Genomic DNA, 20628 nt, shown 5'->3' with positions numbered 1-20628 from the left:
GGGTCCGATCGCGGTAGGTTCCCCCCATGACTCCGGCCTCGACGCGAACGGCCCGCTCCGTGCTCGCCGCGCTGATCCTGCTGACCACCCTGCTGGGCGGCGGTGTGGCGAGAGCCGAGGAGCCGTTCCGCGTCCCGGAGCAGGTCACGGACCTCTCCGGCGTCCTCGACGACGGTGACCGCGCCGAGGTCGAGGCCGCTGTCGATCGGCTCTACACCGACCAGGGTCTGCGGCTGTGGGTGGTGCTGGTCGACGACTTCTCCGGCGTCCCGTACGCCCAGTGGGGTGAGCGCACCGCCGTCGCCAGCGACTTCGGCGACCGCGACATCCTGCTCGCCGTCGCCACCGTCGCCCGGTCCTACACGCTGAACGTCCCGCAGGCCCAGACCGCCATCTCGAACTCGGAGATCTCCGACCTCGAGCAGAGCAGCATCGAACCCGCCCTGCGCGAGGAGCAGTGGGCCGGCGCCGCCACCGCCGCGGCGACGGGGCTGGCCAAGGCCGTCTCGACCACCGGCTCCGGATCGGCCGGACTGTGGGTCGCTCTCGCCGTCCTCGTCCTGGTGGTCGTCGGCGCGATCGCGTTCGGACGCATTCGGACCGCCCGCCGTCGTCACGCGGCGGTCGAGGCGGCACGCACGGTCGACGGCAGCGATCCGGCCGCGCTGGCCGCTCTGCCCGCCGACGTCCTCGACGAGCGGGCGCGCGAGATCCTCGCCGAGACCGACGAGGCCGTCCGCGCCAGCGCCGAGGAACTGGCCGCGGCCACGGACGAGCTCGGCGAGGCCGGCGCCCGCCCCTTCACGACGGCGTTGGCCGACGCCCGTCGGGCGCTCGCCGAAGCCCACGAACTGCGTCAACGTCTCGACGACGCGATCCCCGAGTCTCCGGAGGAACGACGCCGGATGGTCGAGCGCATCGTCACCTCCTGTGCGGAGGCGGACCGCGTGCTGGACGAGAAGGTGGCCGAGTTCGACGAGATTCGCAACCTGCTGATCGACGCGGGCGCGCGGCTCGACGCGCTGACCCAACGGCAGGTCGAGCAGACGGCGCGACTCGACGGCTGTACGGCCACGCTGGAATCGCTGCGGTCCCGGTACGACGCGTCCGTGCTCGCCCCCGTGGCCGACAACGTCGCGCTGGCGCGTGAGCAACTCGCGCTGGCCGATTCGGCGATCGACGACGGTCGGGACGCCGCCGCGCAGCCGGTCGGTCAGCAGGGACCGGTGGTCGCCGCCGTGCGCACGGCGGAAAGTGCGCTGACCCGGGCCCGCACGCTGCTCGACGCCGTCGATCACGCGGACGAGGACATCGTGGCGGCTGTCGACCAGTTGCCCGCCGCGATCGCCGACGCCCGTGAGGACGTGGCGACGGCGGACCGGTTGGCGACGCACGGCGGCGAGGCGTTGGCGTCGGCCCGGTCGGCGACCGTGGCCGCGATCGAGCGTGCGGAGCGCTCGGGCGCCACCGACCCGCTGGGGGCGATGCACGCCCTCGTCTCCGCCGACGCGGCGCTCGACGACGCCCTCGCCGCGGCCACGGAAGCGCAGCAACGGGACGAGCACGCCCGCGCCCGCCTCACCCGCGATCTCGCGGCGGCGTCCGCGCAGGTCCGGGCCGCGAACGAGTTCATCGCCTCGCGCAGCGGCGCCGTGAAGGTCCAGGCGCGCACACGGTTGGCGGAGGCGGAACGGCACCTGCAGGCCGCGCAGCACTTCGCGGAGTCGGACGCGCCGCGCGCCCTGCAGCACGCCGCGGCCGCTCTGTCCTTGTCGGCGCAGGCGTCGCACGCGGCGCAGGCCGACGTCGCCGACTGGGAGGCGACGCAGCGGCCGCGCCACTCCGGCGGCTACGGCGGCGGGTCCACGGCCGGGGGCGTGCTCACCGGGGTGCTGATCGACAGCGTGCTGCGCGGCGGCTTCGGTGGGGGCCGCTCCTACGGAAACCGCCGCAGCGGTGGCTACGGCGGCTTCGGTGGCGGACCTCGGTCCTTCGGTGGGTCCGGCAGCTCGGGGCGGATCGGCCGGAGCTCCGGAGGCCGGTTCTAGAGTGGCCTCCGGCCCCGTGCGCCTTTTGCACATCCTGAGATGTGCAAAAGGCGCACGGGGTCAGCTGCCGATCAGCCGGGCGGCGAGGTAGCCCTCGACCTGGTCGAGGGCGATTCGCTCCTGCGCCATCGAGTCACGTTCGCGGATGGTCACGGCGTGGTCGTCGAGGGTGTCGAAGTCGACCGTGATGCAGAACGGGGTGCCGATCTCGTCCTGGCGGCGGTAGCGGCGACCGATGGCGCCGGCGTCGTCGAACTCGACGTTCCAGTGCTGACGCAACGTGGCCGCGAGGTCCTTCGCCTTGGGCGTGAGGTCGGCGTTGCGACTGAGCGGGAGCACGGCAGCCTTGACGGGGGCGAGGCGCCGGTCGAGGCGCAGCACGGTGCGCTTGTCCACGCCGCCCTTGGCGTTGGGGGCCTCGTCCTCGTGGTAGGCGTCGACGAGGAACGCCATGAGCGAACGGGTCAGTCCCGCTGCGGGTTCGATGACGTACGGGGTGTAGCGCTCGTCGGCGGCCTGGTCGTAGAAGCTGAGGTCCTGGCCGGAGTGCTTGGCGTGCGTCGACAGATCGAAGTCGGTGCGGTTGGCGATGCCCTCGAGCTCACCCCAGGCACTGCCCTGGAACTCGAAGCGGTACTCGATGTCCACGGTGCGCTTGGAGTAGTGCGAGAGCTTCTCCTGCGCGTGCTCGTAGAGACGCAGGTTCTCCGGGTCGATGCCGAGGTCGGTGTACCACTTCATGCGGTAGTCGATCCAGTACTGGTGCCACTGCTCGTCCTCGCCGGGCTTGACGAAGAACTCCATCTCCATCTGCTCGAACTCGCGGGTGCGGAAGATGAAGTTGCCGGGCGTGATCTCGTTGCGGAAGCTCTTGCCGATCTGGCCGATGCCGAACGGCGGCTTCTTGCGCGACGTGGTGAGCACGTTGGCGAAGTTGACGAAGATGCCCTGCGCGGTCTCGGGTCGGAGGTAGTGCAGGCCGGCCTCGTCGTCCACGGGGCCGAGGAAGGTCTTGAGCAGTCCGGAGAACGCACGCGGTTCGGTCCAGGAGCCGGGCTCACCGGTCTCGGGGTCGCGGATGTCGGCGAGGCCGTTCTCGGGCGGGTGGCCGTGCTTCTCCTCGTACGCCTCGAGAAGGTGGTCGGCGCGGTAGCGCTTGTGGGTGTGGAGCGATTCGACCAGCGGGTCCGAGAAGGTCTCGACGTGACCGGACGCCTCCCAGACCTCACGCGGGAGGATGACCGAGGAGTCGAGGCCGACGGTGTCCTCGCGGCTGGTGACCATGTTGCGCCACCACTGCTTCTTGATGTTGTCCTTGAGCTCGACGCCGAGCGGGCCGTAGTCCCACGCGGACTTGGTACCGCCGTAGATCTCGCCGCACTGGTAGACGAGTCCCCGGCGTTTGGCCAGGTTGGCGACGGTATCGATCTTGGACTTCGGAGCCACGGGGCCAGTTCTCCATCTCGGGTCGTGAGTCGGTGGTGGCGGGGCGCGGACGTGGTGTGTCCGGCCGCGACACATCAGACTATCGGCCCGGTGGGGTCTCGCGGACCACCGCGTCCGCGACGCGCCCCGGTTGACATGCGCCATCACGCATATCACAATGATTACGATTTCCAATAACGACGACTCGACGACGGGGTGTTCTCTCGATGAGCGTGCCGCACGCGGTGCCGGATCCCGGCTCCACCCTTCCCCATCCGGCGACGGATCTGCCGCCCAAGGAGGTGCTGACCGGCGCCGGGGATCTGCTGCGGGCGCTCGCCGCACCGGTTCGGATCGCGATCGTGCTGCAGCTGCGCGAGTCGGCGCGGTGTGTGCACGAACTGGTGGGTGCCCTCGGCGTCACCCAGCCGTTGATCAGCCAGCACCTGCGCGTGCTCAAGGCCGCCGGGGTGGTGAACGGCGAGCGGTCCGGCCGGGAAGTGCTCTACCGGTTGGTGGACGACCATCTGGCGCACATCGTCGTCGATGCCGTGGAGCATGCGACCGAGGGGTCTGCGCAGGCGACCGAGGGTGCGGCTGGGACGGACGGTGCCGGTCGATGAGCGCGACGAAGACCGTCGGCCTCCGGTCGACCAAGCAGCGCAGCGCGATCTCGGAGTTGCTCGACACGGTCGACGAGTTCCGTTCGGCGCAGGACCTGCACGACGAGTTGCGACGACGCGGCGACGGCATCGGCCTGACCACGGTCTATCGGACGCTGCAGGCAATGGCCGACGCGGGCACCATCGACGTGCTGCGCACCGATTCCGGGGAGTCGGTGTACCGCCGCTGCTCCGCCGGCCACCACCATCACCTGGTGTGTCGAGACTGCGGTTTCACCGTGGAGGTCGAGGGCGCCGCGGTGGAGCGGTGGACGAAGTCCGTGGCCGGTGAACACGGGTTCACCGACGTCAGTCACACGGCGGAGATCTTCGGCCTGTGCAGCGAGTGCGCCGCCAAGGACTGAGACTGCCGGACGGGACTCAGGGCACCAGGCCCACGCGCGCCTTCTCGACGCCGGACAGCACCAGGACCAGCATGGTCATGAGCGGCTCGTCGTCGAGTCCGGTGGCCGGGAAGGTGTAGCGCAGGATCACGTCGGCCTGCGATCCGTGGCCGACCACCGAGATCGATCCGAACTGGGACTCGGCGTTGCGCGCGGCAACCTTGGCGCGCAGCCCACCCGACGACGGCCGGTCCCACGCGAGGACCGACGTCAGCGCGAGCACCTCGAGACCCGGTCCCAGCGCGACCGCGCGCAGCGAGCAGAGGGCGCCCGCGTACGTGAAGCCGAGCGAGCCGTCGTCGGCCACGGTGACGTCGGCGAACTGGCCGAGGATCACGCGCGTCCGGTCCTGCAGGGCCGCGACCACGTCGTGCTCGGTCATTTCACTCCCCCGAATCGCCGGTCACGCGAGGCGAACTCGACGCACGCGGCCCACAGATCGCGGCGGTCGAAGTCCGGGAACAGCTTCTCCTGGAACACCATCTCCGCGTAGGCCGACTGCCAGAGCAGGAAGTTCGACGTGCGCTGCTCGCCGGAGGGCCGGAGGAACAGGTCGACGTCCGGCATGTCGGGCTCGTCGAGGTAGCGGGCGAACGAGGCCTCGGAGATCTTCTCCGGATCGAGCTGCCCGGCCGCGGCCCGCCGGGCGATCTCGCGGGCGGCGTCGACGATCTCCGCGCGGCCGCCGTAGTTGACGCACATGGTCAGCGTCATGACGGTGTTGTCCTTCGTCAGCTCCTCCGCGATCTCGAGCTCGCGAATCACGCTGCGCCACAGCCGCGGTCGTCGCCCCGCCCATCGCACCCGGACGCCCATCTCGTGCATCTCGTCACGGCGTCGACGGATGACGTCGCGGTTGAAGCCCATGAGGAACTTGACCTCGTCGGGACTGCGTCGCCAGTTCTCCGTGGAGAACGCGTACGCCGACAGCCAGCGCACGCCGATCTCGATGCAGCCCTCCACGGTGTCCATGAGCACCGCCTCGCCGCGTTCGTGGCCGGCCGTACGGGGCAGCCCGCGGTCCTGCGCCCAGCGTCCGTTGCCGTCCATGACCAGGGCGACGTGGCGCGGAATCAGCTCCGGCTGCAGGATCGGCGCCCGCGCCCCCGACGGGTGCGGGCTCGGCGGGCGCACGGCGCGACTATCGGACGGGGTCGGCTGCTCGCGACGACGGATCACGGGTCTCATCCTGCCCGACGGTCCTGTCCGCGGGGGCACCGCGCTCGACCAGCGGCAGGGTTCGCAGTTGCCGCTCGAGGTGCCATTGCAGGTGCGCGGCCACCAGGCCGCTCGCCTGTGTCCGCACCGAGTCCGCCGTCGCGACGGCCGCGGGCCAGTCGCCGCTCTGCAGGGCGGCCATGAGGTCGAGGACGCCGACGCCCGGAGTCGCCGCCCCGGCCGGCCGGCACTGCGTGCACACCGCACCGCCGGCGGCCACGTGGAACGCCCGCAACGGGCCGGGCGCCGAGCACGTCGCGCACTCGGTGAGCGACGGCGCCCACCCGGCGAAGTTCATGGCGCGCAACAGGAAGGCGTCGAGAACCAACTCCGGTGGCCGCTCCCCGGAGCCGAGGGTGCGCAGCGCGCCGACGGTCAGCGAGTGCAGCCGCGGAGCGGGGGCGTGTTCCTCGCCGGCGAGCCGCTCCGCCGTCTCGAGGATCGCGCAGCCGGTGGTGTAGCGGGCGTAGTCGGCGACGATGTCGGCGCCGAAGGCGTTCACCGTCTGCACCTGGGTGACGATGTCGAGGTTCCGGCCCGGATACAGCTGGACGTCGATGTGCGCGAACGGTCCGAGCCGGGCGCCGAACTTCGAGGTCGTGCGGCGCACGCCCTTGGCCACGGCGCGCACCAGCCCGTGGTCCCGCGTCAACAGCGTGACGATGCGATCGGCCTCGCCGAGCTTGTGTTCACGCAGGACGACGGCGTGATCCCGGTAGGACCTCACGACTCACCCACGCCGTCCAGTGTGGCACGTCGGCACATCTCGTCGGGACGGGCTCAGGGCGCGCCGAGGTCCCGCTGGAGCGACGCGAGGGTCCGGGCGATGTTGCGTCGCTGAAAGTCCGCGAAGAGGCTGCCCCGCGTCGCCACCTTGTCGAAGACCGCGGCGAGCGCGTCCGGCCACGGACGGTCGTCGGTCCAGGTCTCGGTGACCCGAGTACCGCCGTCGACGGGGTCGAAACGGTACTCCCACGAGGCGATGGGAGTGCGGAGGATCGGCCGGTGCGGACCGATGGCCTGCACGGTGAACGCGAAGCGCTCCCCCGGGTCCGCCGCCGTCACCACGCAGCGCGTCGACCATCGCGCGGGCCCGCGGCGGTTGGTGCCGACGAACGTCATCCCGACGTAGGTGCCGCCGCGTCGCGGATCGGCGACGACGGCGCCGGTGTTCTCGGGACTCCACCGGGCCATGCGGGTGGGGTCGGCGAGAGCGGCGTAGACCTCGTCGGGCGGGGCCGCGACGACGACGGAATCGGAGACGGTTCGAGTGCGCACTCCCGACACGGTATCCGCGCGCGTCGCCGGGTACTCGGAAGGCGAAGACCCCGATCGCCGATGTCCAGTCCGATGCCACGGTTACTGTCGAGTGACGTCCGATGCGGGGGGACGAGCCGAAGAGAGAGTGTGGCCATGAGTACACGCGGAGTGCGTGATTACGACGAAGCGGATCTGTCCGTCGAGAAGCCCAAGACGCATGCTGCCGGGCCCACCGCCGTCGCGGTGTCGATGTATCGGTCGCTCGACCGAATGGGTCCGATCCGGACCGCGAAGACGCTGCTGGACCTGAACCAGGCCGAGGGTTTCGACTGCATGAGTTGCGCGTGGCCGGATCCCGATCCCGGGCATCGACACACCGCGGAGTTCTGCGAGAACGGCGCCAAGGCCGTCGCCGAGGAGGCCGACACCCGCCGCGCCACCCCGGACTTCTTCGCCCGCCACTCCATCGCCGAGCTGGACTCGCACAGCGAGCACTGGCTGGGCCAGCAGGGCCGCATCACCCACCCGATGGTCAAGCGACCCGGCGGAACTCACTACGAGGAGATCGACTGGGACGAGGCCTTCGACCTCATCGGAGCGCAGCTGCGCGCGCTCGATCCGGACGAGGCCGTGTTCTACACCTCCGGCCGCGCGTCCAACGAGTCGGCGTTCGTCTACCAGCTCTTCGTCCGGGCCTACGGCACCAACAACCTGCCGGACTGTTCGAACATGTGCCACGAATCGACGTCGATCGCCCTGCAGGAGTCGATCGGCATCGGCAAGGCCAGCGTCACGCTCGACGATGTCTACGACGCCGAGTTGATCGTTCTGGCCGGGCAGAACCCCGGCACCAACCACCCGCGCATGCTCTCCGCCCTCGAGAAGGCGAAGAAGAACGGCGCGAAGATCCTCGCGATCAACCCGCTGCGCGAGGCCGGTCTGATCAACTTCAAGAACCCGCAGACACCGCGCGGGATGATCGGTCCCGGAACCGATCTCGAGGACTTGCACCTGCCGGTGCGGATCAACGGCGACCTCGCGCTGTTCCAGGCCTTCGGGCATCTCCTGCTCGAGTGGGGCGCCGTCGATCACGAATTCGTCCGCGAGCACACCACCGGGTTCGACCTGTGGAAGCAGCACATCGAGACGCTCGACTGGGCGGAGGTGGAAGCGACCACCGGTCTGAGCCGCGCCGTCATCACCGACGCGGCCCGGATGCTCCGCGATTCCTCGGCCACCGTCTTCTGCTGGGCCATGGGCATCACCCAGCACCACAACGCGGTGAACACCGTCAAGGAGATCACCAATCTCGCGTTCCTGCAGGGGAACATCGGTAAGCGCGGGGCCGGGCTGCTGCCGGTGCGCGGACACTCCAACGTCCAGGGCGACCGCACCATGGGCATCTGGGAGCGCGCGCCCCAGCACTTCCTCGACGCGATCCAGAAGGAATTCGGCTTCGACCCGCCGCGGGAGAACGGCCTGGACACCGTCGACTCCATTCGGGCCATGCGGGACGGCAAGGCGCACTTCTTCCTGGGACTGGGCGGCAACTTCGCTCAGGCCGCGCCGGACTCCGACGTGACGTTCCAGGCACTGCGCAACACGAAGATGACGGTCCACATCTCCACCAAGATCAACCGGTCGCACCTGGTGTGCGGCGACACGGCGCTCATCCTGCCGACGAAGGGCCGGACCGAGAAGGACATCCAGGCCAGTGGACCGCAGTGGATCTCGGTGGAGGACTCCACCTGCTCGGTGCACTCCTCGCGCGGTCCGCTCGAGCCGGCGAGCCCCTACCTCAAGTCCGAGGTGGAAATCCTGACCCGGATCGCGGAGGCCACCATCGGCGACCGGTACGGGTTGGACTGGAAGGGTTTCCGTGACGACTACCGGAACATCCGCGAGCACATCTCGCGCGTCGTCCCGGGGTGTGCGGGGTACGAGGTGAACGTCCGTCGCCCCGGTGGCTTCGTTCTGCCGCACCCGCCGCGGGACTCGCGGACGTTCCAGACCGAATCGGGTCTCGGCCAGTTCGCCGTCTCCCCCATCGAGGCGCTGCAGGTCCCGCCGAAACACCTGCTGCTGCAGACGTTCCGGAGCCACGACCAGTTCAACACCACCATCTACGGACTGTCCGACCGCTACCGCGGCATCGAAGGCGGTCGCCGCGTGATCTTCATGCACCGCGGTGACATCGCCGAACTGGGCTTCCGTGACGGAGATTTCGTCGACATCACCACCCGATGGGAGGGCGACGACAGGGTGCGCTGCGCGGAGAACTTCCGCATCGTGGAGTACGCCACGCCCAAGGGTTCGGCGGCGGCCTACTACCCCGAGACCAACCCCCTCGTGCCGCTCGATTCCACTGCGGCGGAGAGCAACTGCCCCACCTCCAAGGGCATCGTGGTGTCCCTGACTCCGGCCTCGGCGCGGCACGCGGCGTCGGGTGACGGGCAGGATCAGGTCCGGTCGGACGAGGGGCACAAGTCCCACCCCCAGCCCGAACACCTGTCCTGACCCCAGCGGTCCTCGGTGCACCGGTTGCAGCCACACAGGTTGCGACCGGTGCACGTGGCCGACGACCAGTAGAACCCGCTCAGGTTGCAACACGCGGACGTGGCTGCAACCTGTGCAGCTCGCTACTTGCTTCGGTTTCCGCAACCTGCTCCGGGTGCAACAGGAGCAGGTTGCTGGAACCGGAGCAACTTCGGAGCGCGCATCTCCGACTCGAACGTCGAACGGTCCCGCGACCACAACCCGCTCAGGGTCCAGTCACCCTCACCGGTTGTAACCCGCGCACTTGGCTACAACCCGCGCAACTTCGCGCAGCGCGCACCACCCTCAGAAGCCGAGCTTGCCCATCTGCTTCGGATCGCGCTGCCAGTCCTTCGCCACCTTCACGTGCAGGTCGAGGTAGACCCTGGTGCCGAGGAGCTTCTCGATCTGGGTCCGGGCGGCGGTCCCCACCTCGCGCAAGCGCGCACCGCCCTTGCCGATCACGATGGCCTTCTGCGACTGCCGCTCGACGTAGAGGATGGCGTGGACGTCGAGCATGTTCTCGTGGCCCTCGCGAGGCAGGACTTCCTCGATGACCACGGCGAGGGAGTGCGGGAGCTCGTCGTGCACCCCTTCCAGAGCGGCCTCGCGGATGAGCTCGGCCATCATGGTGTCCTCGGGCTCGTCGGTCAGCTCGCCGTCGGGGTAGAACGCCGGGCCGGGCGGCAGCACGGACGCGAAGACGTCGACCACCACCTCGACCTGCTCGCCCGACGCGGCGGAGACGGGCACCACCTCGGCGTCGCCGCCCAGGAGGTTCGAGACGGCCACCAGCTGTTCCATGAGCCGCTGTTTGGACACCTTGTCGATCTTCGTGACCAGCCCCACCACCGGCGTGCGCGGCGCGTTGGCCCGCACCTGCTCGAGGATGAACCGGTCGCCGGGGCCGATCTTCTCGTCGGCGGGGATGCAGAACCCGATGGCGTCGACCTCGGAGTAGGTGTCGCGCACCAGATCGTTGAGCCGCTGCCCCAGGAGGGTGCGGGGACGGTGCAACCCGGGCGTGTCCACCAGGATCAGCTGCGCGTGGTCCCGGTGCACGATGCCGCGGATGGTGTGGCGCGTGGTCTGCGGGCGTGACGACGTGATCGCGATCTTGCTGCCCACCAGCGCGTTGGTCAGGGTGGACTTGCCGGTGTTCGGCCGGCCCACGAAGCACACGAAGCCGGATCGGAACTCCGTCTCGTCGCCCTGGTCGGTTCCGGTCATCTCCGATGCTCCTCACGCTGCGTCTCGGCACCGTCGGCCGATCCGGGGGTTCCTCTGTCTCGACCCGACTCCCCGTCGGCGTCCTCGTCGTCACGGGTGAGCTTCTCGGCCAGCACCGTGTGCACCCGCACGCGGCCGCGGGCGTCACGCCCACCCTCGGCGATCAGCCGCAGACCGTGCGCCTCGACCACCGAGCCGGGCAGCGGGACGCGGCCGATCTCGTAGGACAGCAGGCCACCCACGGTGTCGACCTCGTCGTTGTCGATCTCGATGTCGAACAGCTCGCCCAGATCCTCGAGCGGGAGCCGGGACGACACGCGAATTCGGCCGTCGTCCAATGGATCCACCGGCGCGACCTCGTCGGTGTCGTACTCGTCCGCGATCTCTCCCACGATCTCCTCGAGCACGTCCTCGATGGTCACCAGTCCGGCCGTGCCGCCGTACTCGTCGACGAGCACGGCCATGTGATTCCGGTCGCGCTGCATGTCGGCCAGCAGGCCGTCGAGGGGCTTGGAGTCGGGCACGAAGACGGCCGGCCGCATGATGTCGTCGACCCGGACGCTCCGCCCGCCGTCCGAGGACGTGTAGGTCCGCTCGACGAGGTCCTTCAGGTAGACGATGCCGAGGATGTCGTCGACGTTCTCTCCGATGACGGGGATGCGGGAGTGCCCACTGCGCACGGCGAGGGTGGTGGCCTGGCCGGCCGATTTGCCGCGTTCGATCCACACCATCTCCGTGCGGGGCACCATGACCTCGCGTGCGGAGGTGTCGCCCAGCTCGAAGACGGACTGGATCATCTGGCGTTCCTCGGCGGCCACGACGCCGCGTTCCTGAGCGAGGTCGACCAGTTCCCGCAGTTCGATCTCGGATGCGAACGGCCCGTTACGGAACCCGCGACCGGGCGTGATGGCGTTGCCCACGAGGATCAACAGCCGGCTGATCGGACTCAGCAGCACGCCCAGCGCCCGAAGCGGGTAGGCCGCGCCGAGGGAGAGAGAGTAGGCGTGCTGACGGCCGAGCGTGCGGGGCCCGACGCCGATGACGACGTAGTCGACCACCACCATCACCGCCGCGGCGACGCCGAGTGCGACGGCGGGTTCGAGCAGGTCCAGCAAGGCACCCGCGAAGACGACCGTCGAGCCGATCTCGCACAGGATGCGCAGCAGCACCATGAGATTGACGTAGCGGGGCCGGTCGGCGAGCACGCGCAGCAGTTCGACGGCGCCGCCGCGTTGGTCCTTGACCATCTCCTCCACACGCGCCGAGGAGACCGTGTTGATGGCCGAATCGACGGCGGCGAACAGGCCTCCCAGCGGTACCAGCAGCACCGCCAGCACGATGAGGGCCGGAGCGTCGGTCACCGGGTGGACTCACCACCGGGCGAGGTGAAGCCGGTCTTACCCAGGAGGCGACTGTCGCGTTCGGCGGCCGCGGCCTCGCGCTCGCTGCGGCGCAGGCTCTCGTACCACTCCTCGAGCAGACTGTTCTGGAGACCGAACATCTCCTTCTCCTCGTCCGGCTCCGCGTGGTCGTAGCCCAGCAGGTGCAGCACTCCGTGCACGGTGAGCAGCGCCAACTCGTGCGCCAGCGAGTGACCGGCCTTCTCCGCCTGATCGGCTGCGAACGACGGGCACAGCACGATGTCGCCCAGCATGGACGGTCCGGGTTCCGGCGCGTCGGGCCGGCCGCCCGGCTCGAGCTCGTCCATCGGGAACGACATCACATCGGTCGGTCCCGGCAGGTCCATCCACCGCATGTGCAGATCGGCCATGGTGGGCGAGTCCACCAGCACCATCGACAACTCCGCCGCCGGGTGGACGTCCATGCGCGCGATGGCGAACCGCGCGACGGAGATCAGGTCCTCCTCGCCGACGTCCATTCCGGATTCGTTGGAGACCTCGATGCTCATGCGATCACCGTAAACGACCGTCGGCGTCCGACCGGAATCACCGGCGACGTGCGGCGCGATTCGGTCCGGCGTTCCCGCGGGCCGCGTCGTGGCGGTCGTAGGCGTCGACGATGCTCGAGACGAGACGGTGCCGCACGACGTCCGACGAATCGAGTCGAGCGAAGTGGATGTCGTCGATGTCGGTGAGAATTTCCGTCGCCGCCCGCAAGCCCGACGTCGAGCCGCCCGGCAGGTCCACCTGCGTGATGTCGCCGGTGACCACGATCTTGGAATTGAAGCCGAGCCGGGTCAGGAACATCTTCATCTGCTCGGCGGTGGTGTTCTGCGCCTCGTCGAGAATGATGAACGCGTCGTTGAGCGTGCGGCCACGCATGTACGCCAGCGGCGCGACCTCGATGATCCCGGCCTGCATCAACTTCGGGATCGCCTCGACGTCCATCATGTCGTGCAGTGCGTCGTGCAGCGGGCGCAGGTATGGATCGATCTTGTCGTGCAGCGTGCCGGGCAGGAACCCCAACCGCTCCCCCGCCTCGACCGCCGGCCGGGTCAGGATGATGCGCGAGATCTGCTTCGCCTGCAGTGCCTGCACGGCCTTCGCCATGGCGAGATAGGTCTTGCCGGTACCGGCCGGACCCACCCCGAAGACGATGGTGTTGGCGTCGATCGCGTCGACGTAGCGCTTCTGGTTCAGCGTCTTCGGCCGAATCGTCTTGCCGCGACGCGACAGGATGTCCAGGCTGAGCACCTCGGCCGGACTCTCACTGACCCCACCGTGCAGCATCGCGACGGTGCGTCGCACCGCGTCCGGCGTGACCGGACCGCCGGCCGCGACCACTCCGGCCAGTTCGGTCAGCACCCGCTTGCCGACGGCGATGTCCGACGGCACACCGTCGAGCGTCACGACGTTGCCACGCACGTGCACGTCGGCGGACAGCACCTGTTCGAGAGCGCGAAGGTTCTCGTCGGCCGATCCGAGCAGCGGGAACATGACGGCCGGGTCGAGCTCGAAGGACTCGGATGTCGCGGGCACAGCGGCTTCGCTGAGCAAGGGGCGGGCGGAGACCCGAGCCGACCGAGCGGCCGAGGAACGAGAAACGTTGTCTGTCACGTGTGCGGTATGGCCTGCTTTCGGTGCTCGTGAACTGCGGCGCTCGTGAACTGCGTCGTCCGTACTGACACCGAGTCTAACCGCGCCCACCGACAGCGCATTCCGATTACTCGGTGGGGTGCGCCGAAGGCGGAACCGGAACCGCGAGAGGCGACCTGCCCGACCACCGGTCGGTCAGCACCCCGATCGCGCCCAACGCCACCGACGCCGCCGTGGACGTCCGCAGCACCGTCGGTCCGAGGACGGTCGGACGGGCCCCGGCCTCGGACAGCGCGGCGAGCTCCTCGTCCGACAGACCGCCCTCCGGTCCGACCACCAGCACGATTCGAGTCGCGGCGCGCAACCCGGCATCCGCCAGAGGCTCGCGCGCCGATTCGTGCAACGCCAACGCCACCCCGCCGTCGCGTACGCATCCGGTGACGAGTTCGAGGACGTCGGCCGTCGACGCGAGGTCGGTGACCTCGGGAAAGAGGGCGCGTCGCGACTGTTTGGCCGCGGCCAGCGCCGCGTGGCGCCACTTGGTCACGCCCTTCTCCGCCTTCGGACCGGACCACCGCGAGACGCACCGCGACGCCTGCCACGGCACGACGACGTCGACACCCGCCTCCGTGGCCGACTCCACGGCGAGCTCGGCCCGGTCGGACTTCGGCAGGGCCTGCACGACAGTCACGGGCGGCGTCGGCGCGGGCACCGTCCGGACGTCGTCGACGACGAAGTCCAGGGTGTCGCGCGCGGTCCCGGTCACCTCGACCGTGGCCAGCGTTCCCCGGCCGTCGGACAGCACGATGTGCTCACCGGTGACGGTGCGCCGCACCGTCACCGCGTGGCGCGCCTCCGGACCGGCCAACACCCCGCGCGCTCCGACCGCCGGCACGTCGGCCAGGTGATAGACGCTGGCGACCACGGATCAGCGGGAGAACGCGTCGCGCAGTCGCGAGAACAGACCGCCCGTGTGCTGGGACGACGTGGTGACCACCTCGGCGTGATCGCGCTCGCGGTGCTTGCGCAGCTGCTTGAGCAGTTTCGTCTCGGTGGAGTCGAGACGGGCGGGAATCACCACCTCGAGGTGCGCGTGCAGATCGCCGCGGACGCCGCTGCGCAGCTTGGGCATGCCGTGGCCGCGCAGGACCTGCACGGCACCCGGCTGCGTTCCGGGGTCGATCGAGATCTCGGTGGGTCCGCCGAGGATCTCCTCGATGGTCACCTGCGTTCCCAGCGCCGCCTCGGCCATCGGCACCCGGATGGTGCAGTGCAGGTCGTCGCCGTCACGCACGAACGTCGAGTGGGTCTTCTCGACCACCTCGGCGTAGACATCACCGGCGGGGCCGCCGCCGGGGCCTACCTCGCCCTGGCCCGCGAGCCGGATGCGCATGCCGCTGCCGACGCCGGCGGGCACCTTCACCGCCAGGTCACGACGGGCACGGACCCGGCCGTCGCCCGCGCACTTGCGGCACGGATCCGGGATCGTCTCGCCGGCACCGCGGCAGGTGGGGCACGGACGCGCGGTCATCACCTGGCCGAGGAACGACCGCTGCACCGACTGGACCTCGCCGGCGCCGCCACAGGTCTCGCAGCGCACGGGCTTCGAGTCACCGTTGGTGCCCGATCCGGTGCACACGTCGCACAGGATCGCCGTGTCCACGGCGATGTGCTTGGTCACGCCGGTCGCGCACTCCTCCAGAGTCAGCGTGGTGCGCAGCAGCGAATCCGAGCCCGGCTGCACCCGGCCGCGGGGTCCGCGGGTGCCGCCGCCTCCGCCGCCGAAGAAGGCCTCGAAGACGTCGCCGAGACCGCCACCGAAACCGGCGCCGCCGAATCCGCCCGCGCCCCCGCCGCCGCTCTCGAGCGGGTCGCCGCCGAGGTCGACGATGCGGCGCTTCTCCGGGTCGGACAGCACCTCGTAGGCCGCGCTGATGTCCTTGAACTTGGACTGCGCGGCCTCGTCGGGGTTGACGTCCGGGTGGTACTCCCGCGCGAGCTTCCGGTAGGCGCGTTTGATCTCCTGGTCGCTGGCCTTGCTGTCGACGCCCAGGGTGCCGTAGTAATCGCGTGCCACGTGAGTGCTCATGTCCTCTGTGTCGTGTTCGTGGTCGTACTAGGTGCGTGCAGTGGTCGTACAGGTCGTGGTCGGGTACCCGCGCGCGTCAGCGTTCCGCGAGCACTTCGCCGATGTACCGGGCCACCGCCGCCACGGAGGCGATGGTGCCGGGATAGTCCATCCGTGTCGGTCCGAGAACGCCGAGACCGCCGAGAATGTTTCCCGCGGAACCGTAGCCGGTGGACACCACGGACGCGCCGCGCATCTCCTCCACCTTGGTCTCCTCGCCGATCTGCACCGTCACCCGCCCCGTCTCCTGGGTCGCGGCGAGCAGCTTGAGAACCACCACCTGCTCTTCCAGCGCCTCGAGGACGGACCGCAGCGAGCCGGGGAATCCGCTGAGCGCGGCGAAGTCGGCGGCGTTGCGGGTCAGGTTCGCGGTGCCGCCGAGCACCAGGCGCTCCTCGGGATGTTCGACCAGCGTCTCGACCAGCACGGTCGCCGATCGAACCACGGCGTCGCGCAGATCGTCCGGGGCGTTGTCCGCCAGTTCCGCCACGGCGATCGACGCCTGCGCCAGACGCTTGCCCTCCAACGCCCCGCCGAGCAGGGCGCGGAGGCGCGCCAGGTTGTCGTCGCCGATGACGTCGCCGAGTTCGACGATGCGCTGGTCCACCCGGCCGGAATCGGTGATGAGGACCAACAGCAACCGCGCCGGCGTCAGCGCGACCACCTCGAGGTGGCGCACCGAGGACGCCGACAGCGTGGGGTACTGCACGACGGCGACCTGTCGGGTCAGCTGGGCCAGGAGGCGAACGCCCCGACGCAGCACGTCGTCGAGATCGACGCCCGAATCGAGGAATTGCAGGATGGCCCGCCGCTCGGCCGCGGAGAGCGGCTTGATGTCGGCGATGCGGTCGACGAACTGGCGGTATCCCTTGTCGGTGGGGATGCGGCCGGAACTGGTGTGCGGTTGGGTGATGTAACCCTCCGCCTCCAGCACGGCCATGTCGTTGCGCACGGTGGCGCTGGACACTCCCAGGTTGTGGCGCTCGACCAACGCCTTCGATCCGATCGGCTCCTGGGTGGCGACGTAATCGGCCACCAGAGCACGGAGGACCTGGAAACGTCGATCCTCGGTCGTCGACACTCGTTCCTCCCTCACGCTCGTCCTGCCCGACCAGCCGATTCTAGTCGCCGGCCGGCGGCCCTACCCCGTGTGGCCGACCACCTCTACTGTGACGTGAGTGATCTTCAAGGGAGTGCGCGACGGCAAGCCGTATCCCGAGCACGGTCTGTCCCTTCGGGACTGGTCCAAGATCCCGCCGCGGCAGCTGCGGCTCGACGAGATCGTGACCACCACCAAGGTGCTCGAACTCGACCGGCTTCTGTCCGAGGACAGCACGTTCTACGGAGACCTGTTCCCGCACGCGGTGCATTTCCGCGGCGTCGTCTACCTCGAGGACGGTCTGCACCGGGCCGTGCGCGCGGCGCTGCGGAATCGCACCGTGCTGCACGCCCGGGTCTTCGACTACGACGCGATCATGGGGTAGGTGTCGGCCGAGCCCGCTCAGTCGAGCACGTCCCGGACGACGCCGTCGGCGAGGAGTCGTCCGCGGTCGGTGAGGACGTAGCGATCGCCGCGGCGGTCGAGCAGTCCGGACCGGACGGCGTCGTCGGCGCGGTCGCGCTCCGCCGGGTGCAGGTCCTCGGCCGCGACACCAGTACGCAGTCGCACGGTGAGCATCACGCGCTCGAGGTGGCGTTCGTCGTCGGTCAACACCTCGCTGTCGGCGACGGGCAGCAGTCCACCGGCCAGGGTCTCGGCGTAGCGGGCGGGGTGCTTGACGTTCCAGAACCGGGTGCCGCCGACGTGACTGTGGGCCCCGGGGCCGATCCCCCACCAGTCCCCGCCGTCCCAGTAGCCGAGGTTGTGTCGGCAGGCGGCGCCCTCGCCGCGGGCGAAGTTGGACACCTCGTACCAGGCGAAACCGGCCGCGCCGAGCGTCGCGTCGATCCGTTCGTAGCGGGCCGCGAGGACGTCGTCGTCGGGCATGGGGATCTCGCCGCGTCGGACGCGACGAGCCAGCGCCGTGCCGTCCTCGACGATGAGCGCGTAGGCCGAGACGTGGTCGACGCCGGCGTCGATCACGGCGGCGAGCGACGCGTCGAGGTCGGCGTCCTCCTCGCCGGGGGTGCCGTAGATGAGATCGAGGTTGACGTGCGCGAAGCCCGCGTCGGCCGCCTCCCTGGCCGCCGCGACGGCGCGACCGGGCGTGTGAGCCCGATCGAGGGCGGCGAGCACGTGCGGCGCCGCGGACTGCATGCCCAGCGAAACGCGGGTGTAGCCGGCCGCGCGGATGCCGTCGAAGAAGGCCGGAGAGGTCGACTCGGGATTCGACTCGGTGGTCACCTCGGCGTCCGGCGCCAGGTCGAACGCGGCTCGGGTCGCGTCCAGCAGGTCGGTCAGACCGCTCGCCCCGAGCAACGACGGCGTCCCGCCGCCCACGAAGACGGTGTCCACCGTGGGAACGGCCCCGGCCTCGCGCGCGAAGACGGCCGCGGCCGACTCCAGTTCGCGGCGCACGCCGTCGAGCCACGACTGCGGGGACGCGGAGCCGCCCAGCTCCCCCGCGGTGTAGGTGTTGAAGTCGCAGTAGCCGCACCGCGTCGCGCAGAAGGGAACGTGGAGGTAGAGCCCGAACGGGTGGGCGGGCCGCGAGAACGCCGCGCTCGGCAGCGGATGCGCCGCCGCAGTGGCGAGGGGTGGAGAGGTCACCGTGTCCATTGTCCTCCCCCGGTCCCGGGGCGTACGACGGGAGTGTCCGCCCGCCGTGGCAGAATGTGGCGCATGACCGTCGTGGAGATCATGCTGGTGGCTCGCCGCCACGTCGATCTCGCGCGCGTCTGCAGCTGTCTGGGGCCCATCGTCTGACATTCCCGCCAGCCCGCACACTCCCGGCCGGTCGGGGACGAGGTGTGCGGACCAGCCCTCCGGACCCTCTCGCTCCCGCCCGCGCCCCGAATCCTCTGGAGCGCGAACTTCGTGACGACACCTGAGACCGCATCCCCCGCACCCCGCGCGCGATCGCCGCGGCCGGCCAAGCGCCGGTCCGAGGGCCAGTGGGCGCTCGGCTACCGGGAACCGCTGAACCCGAACGAGCAGAACAAGAAGGACGACAACCCGCTCAACGTGCGGGCGCGGATCGAGAACATCTACTCCAAGCAGGGCTTCGACAGCATCGACAAGAGCGATCTGCGGGGCCGGTTCCGCTGGTGGGGTCTCTACACCCAGCGCGAGCAGGGGTACGACGGCACGTTCACCGGCGACGAGAACATCGACCTCCTCGAGGCGAAGTACTTCATGATGCGCATTCGCTGCGACGCGGGCGCCCTGACCGCGCAGCAGCTGCGCACCCTCGGCGAGATCTCCACGGAGTTCGGCCGCGATACCGCCGACCTCTCCGATCGGGAGAACGTCCAGTACCACTGGATCCGGGTGGAGGACGTACCCGAGATCTGGCGTCGCATCGAAGCGGTCGGGCTGAAGACCACCGAGGCCTGCGGCGACTGCCCGCGCGTCGTCCTCGGTTCGCCGCTCGCCGGGGAGTCGCTCGACGAGGTGCTCGATCCCACCCCCGCCATCGACGCGATCGTCGAGCGGTACATCGGCAAGCCCGAGTACTCGAACCTGCCGCGCAAGTTCAAGACCGCCATCTCCGGCCAGCAGGACGTGGTCCACGAGGTCAACGACGTGGCGTTCATCGGCGTGAACCACCCGGAGCACGGCCCCGGCCTCGACCTCTGGGTCGGCGGCGGACTGTCCACCAACCCGATGCTCGCGCAGCGTCTCGGCGTGTGGGTGCCTCTCGACGAGGTGCCCGACGTGTGGGAGGGCGTGGTCTCGATCTTCCGCGACTACGGCTACCGTCGCCTCCGCAACAAGGCGCGGCTGAAGTTCCTGGTCAAGGACTGGGGCGTCGAGAAGTTCCGCGAGGTCCTCGAGACCGAGTACCTGAAGCGGCCGCTGCTCGACGGGCCGGCGCCGGAGAAGCCGACGCGCCCCATCGACCACGTCGGCGTGCAGAAGCTGAAGAACGGGCTGAACGCGGTGGGCCTCGCCCCGATCGCGGGTCGAGTGTCCGGCACCATCCTGCAGAAGGTGGCCGATGCCGCCGAGCGAGCCGGCTCGGACCGCATGCGGTTCACCCCGTACCAGAAGCTCATCGTCCTCGACATCGCCGACGAGAAGCTGGAGCAGTTCATCGCCGAGATGGACGCACTGGGGTTGCCCGCGCGGCCGTCCGCATGGCGCCGAAACCTCATGGCGTGCAGCGGTATCGAGTTCTGCAAACTGTCCTTCGCCGAGACCCGCAAGCGGTCGCAGGTGCTGGTGCCCGAGCTCGAGGAGCGGCTGGCGGACATCAACGCGCAGCTCGACGTGCCGATCACCGTGAACATCAACGGCTGCCCCAACAGCTGCGCGCGCTCGCAGGTCGCCGACATCGGGTTCAAGGGTCAGCTGGTCGACGACGGCAACGGTGGCCAGGTGGAGGGCTTCCAGGTCCACCTCGGCGGCAGCCTCGGCTTCGACAGCGCGTTCGGCCGCAAGCTGCGCCAGCACAAGGTCACGAGCACCGAGCTCGGCGACTACATCGACCGTGTGGTGCGCAACTTCGTCAAGCACCGCACGGAGGGCGAGCGCTTCGCCCAGTGGGCCGTGCGCGCGGACGACGCGGACCTGCAGTGACGCGCGTCGGGAATCGGGAACCGCGGGGTGGCGTTCGTCAC

At 69.8% G+C, this 20628-nt stretch carries 20 protein-coding genes; 7 read left to right on the top strand and 13 right to left on the bottom strand.

The features are described from left to right. Positions 1-26 precede the first annotated feature (26 nt). Entirely contained in the window at positions 27-2048 is a 2022-nt protein-coding gene (locus A3Q40_RS05285) for a TPM domain-containing protein (protein ID WP_068100245.1), read from the top strand. Between the two features lie 60 nt (positions 2049-2108). Here A3Q40_RS05285 and A3Q40_RS05280 read toward each other — a convergent pair whose 3' ends face one another. Beyond that, a complete protein-coding gene (locus tag A3Q40_RS05280) occupies positions 2109-3494 on the bottom strand; it encodes a glycine--tRNA ligase (RefSeq protein WP_068100243.1) in 1386 nt (461 codons plus the stop codon). A 206-nt stretch (positions 3495-3700) separates the two neighbouring features. On the opposite strand from A3Q40_RS05280, the gene A3Q40_RS05275 reads away from it, so the two are divergent. After that, on the top strand, positions 3701-4096 hold the full coding sequence (locus A3Q40_RS05275) for an ArsR/SmtB family transcription factor (protein ID WP_068100241.1): 396 nt from the start codon (positions 3701-3703) through the stop codon (positions 4094-4096). Further along, a complete protein-coding gene (locus A3Q40_RS05270) occupies positions 4093-4500 on the top strand; it encodes a Fur family transcriptional regulator (protein ID WP_068100239.1) in 408 nt (135 codons plus the stop codon). The genes A3Q40_RS05275 and A3Q40_RS05270 overlap by 4 nt, the downstream gene beginning before the upstream one ends. Positions 4501-4516: 16 nt before the next feature. On the opposite strand, the gene A3Q40_RS05265 is transcribed toward A3Q40_RS05270, so the two are convergent. From A3Q40_RS05265 to A3Q40_RS05250, 4 genes are read right to left on the bottom strand one after another with little or no spacing between them, the layout of a single operon-like run. Further along, entirely contained in the window at positions 4517-4921 is a 405-nt protein-coding gene (locus A3Q40_RS05265; protein ID WP_068100237.1) for a hypothetical protein, read from the bottom strand. After that, on the bottom strand, positions 4918-5727 hold the full coding sequence (locus A3Q40_RS05260) for an isoprenyl transferase (RefSeq protein ID WP_068100235.1): 810 nt from the start codon (positions 5725-5727) through the stop codon (positions 4918-4920). Before A3Q40_RS05260 ends, A3Q40_RS05265 begins: the two co-directional genes overlap by 4 nt. Further along, positions 5681-6484 carry a DNA repair protein RecO gene (gene recO / locus A3Q40_RS05255; RefSeq protein WP_068100233.1) on the bottom strand — a complete coding sequence of 268 codons (804 nt, stop codon included), beginning with the start codon at positions 6482-6484 and terminating at the stop codon, positions 5681-5683. Before recO ends, A3Q40_RS05260 begins: the two co-directional genes overlap by 47 nt. Before the next feature lie 53 nt (positions 6485-6537). Beyond that, entirely contained in the window at positions 6538-7035 is a 498-nt protein-coding gene (locus A3Q40_RS05250; RefSeq protein WP_068100231.1) for an SRPBCC family protein, read from the bottom strand. Positions 7036-7170: 135 nt separating this feature from the next. On the opposite strand from A3Q40_RS05250, the gene A3Q40_RS05245 reads away from it, so the two are divergent. Then, positions 7171-9534, top strand: a complete 2364-nt coding sequence (locus A3Q40_RS05245) for an FdhF/YdeP family oxidoreductase (protein ID WP_068100229.1) — start codon at positions 7171-7173, stop codon at positions 9532-9534. A 324-nt stretch (positions 9535-9858) separates the two neighbouring features. On the opposite strand, the gene era is transcribed toward A3Q40_RS05245, so the two are convergent. From era to hrcA, 7 genes are all read right to left on the bottom strand, one after another. Further along, complete coding sequence (gene era / locus A3Q40_RS05240) at positions 9859-10782, bottom strand: GTPase Era (RefSeq protein WP_068100227.1); 924 nt, start codon at positions 10780-10782, stop codon at positions 9859-9861. After that, positions 10779-12143, bottom strand: a complete 1365-nt coding sequence (locus A3Q40_RS05235) for a hemolysin family protein (protein ID WP_068100225.1) — start codon at positions 12141-12143, stop codon at positions 10779-10781. The genes era and A3Q40_RS05235 overlap by 4 nt, the downstream gene beginning before the upstream one ends. Further along, complete coding sequence (gene ybeY, locus A3Q40_RS05230) at positions 12140-12691, bottom strand: rRNA maturation RNase YbeY (protein WP_068100223.1); 552 nt, start codon at positions 12689-12691, stop codon at positions 12140-12142. Before ybeY ends, A3Q40_RS05235 begins: the two co-directional genes overlap by 4 nt. Before the next feature lie 37 nt (positions 12692-12728). After that, positions 12729-13739 carry a PhoH family protein gene (locus tag A3Q40_RS05225; RefSeq protein ID WP_068100221.1) on the bottom strand — a complete coding sequence of 337 codons (1011 nt, stop codon included), beginning with the start codon at positions 13737-13739 and terminating at the stop codon, positions 12729-12731. 166 nt (positions 13740-13905) lie between these two features. After that, positions 13906-14703, bottom strand: coding sequence for a 16S rRNA (uracil(1498)-N(3))-methyltransferase (locus A3Q40_RS05220; RefSeq protein ID WP_068100219.1), 798 nt, complete (start codon positions 14701-14703; stop codon positions 13906-13908). Positions 14704-14706: 3 nt separating this feature from the next. Next, a complete protein-coding gene (dnaJ, locus tag A3Q40_RS05215) occupies positions 14707-15855 on the bottom strand; it encodes a molecular chaperone DnaJ (RefSeq protein WP_068105321.1) in 1149 nt (382 codons plus the stop codon). Positions 15856-15943: 88 nt separating this feature from the next. Further along, positions 15944-16987, bottom strand: a complete 1044-nt coding sequence (gene hrcA / locus A3Q40_RS05210) for a heat-inducible transcriptional repressor HrcA (protein WP_068100217.1) — start codon at positions 16985-16987, stop codon at positions 15944-15946. Positions 16988-17084: 97 nt separating this feature from the next. Between hrcA and A3Q40_RS05205 the strand changes: the two genes are divergently transcribed. After that, positions 17085-17390 (top strand): type II toxin-antitoxin system VapB family antitoxin, encoded by a 306-nt coding sequence (locus A3Q40_RS05205; RefSeq protein WP_068100215.1) that lies wholly within the window; start codon positions 17085-17087, stop codon positions 17388-17390. A 17-nt stretch (positions 17391-17407) separates the two neighbouring features. On the opposite strand, the gene hemW is transcribed toward A3Q40_RS05205, so the two are convergent. Then, a complete protein-coding gene (gene hemW / locus A3Q40_RS05200) occupies positions 17408-18625 on the bottom strand; it encodes a radical SAM family heme chaperone HemW (protein WP_068100213.1) in 1218 nt (405 codons plus the stop codon). A gap of 54 nt (positions 18626-18679) precedes the next feature. Between hemW and A3Q40_RS21065 the strand changes: the two genes are divergently transcribed. Both A3Q40_RS21065 and A3Q40_RS05195 read left to right on the top strand, forming a co-directional pair. After that, complete coding sequence (locus tag A3Q40_RS21065; protein ID WP_315774186.1) at positions 18680-18772, top strand: putative leader peptide; 93 nt, start codon at positions 18680-18682, stop codon at positions 18770-18772. Between the two features lie 111 nt (positions 18773-18883). Further along, complete coding sequence (locus tag A3Q40_RS05195) at positions 18884-20587, top strand: nitrite/sulfite reductase (protein ID WP_068100211.1); 1704 nt, start codon at positions 18884-18886, stop codon at positions 20585-20587. Positions 20588-20628: the final 41 nt, after the last annotated feature.

It is taken from the genome of Rhodococcus sp. PBTS 1 (genome assembly GCF_001620025.1).
Lineage (GTDB): Bacteria > Actinomycetota > Actinomycetes > Mycobacteriales > Mycobacteriaceae > Rhodococcoides > Rhodococcoides kroppenstedtii.
The sequence above is the reverse complement of the archived record's forward strand: the minus strand, read 5'-3'. Positions and strand labels throughout refer to the sequence as shown.